Origin of the sequence: Leucobacter chromiireducens (genome assembly GCF_003917135.1) — a bacterium.
GTDB lineage: Bacteria > Actinomycetota > Actinomycetes > Actinomycetales > Microbacteriaceae > Leucobacter > Leucobacter chromiireducens_A.
Genome location: NZ_RPDI01000087.1, coordinates 1 through 359, shown reverse-complemented (window position 1 = coordinate 359; position 359 = coordinate 1). Strand labels below are relative to the sequence as shown.

The 359-nt window shown below is 66.3% G+C and carries 1 pseudogene; it reads left to right on the top strand.

The annotated features are described in order from the left end of the window. Nucleotides 1-359: pseudogene (locus tag EGM46_RS14595) on the top strand (ubiquinol-cytochrome c reductase cytochrome b subunit); the annotation flags it as partial.

Below are 359 nucleotides of genomic sequence, written 5' to 3'. Positions count from 1 at the left end.
GGTGACCGGCGACAAGCGCGAGCACCACATCCTGGATCGTCCGCGTAACGCCCCGACTCGCACCGCGATCGGCGCAGCGGGTGTCACCTTCTACGCGGTGATGTGGGCCGGCGCAAGCTCGGACCTCATGGCGACCCACTTCCAGCTCTCCATGGAGGGCGTGATCCACGCACTGCAGGCCCTGCTCATCCTCGGCCCGATCGTTGCGTACATCACTACGAAGCGGATCTGCCTCGCGCTCCAGAAGAAGGATCGCAGCATCGCACTCCACGGCTACGAGTCCGGACGCATCGTGCGCCTCCCCGGCGGCGAGTACGTCGAGGTCCACAAGCCGCTCGACGAGTACGAGCAGTGGGAGC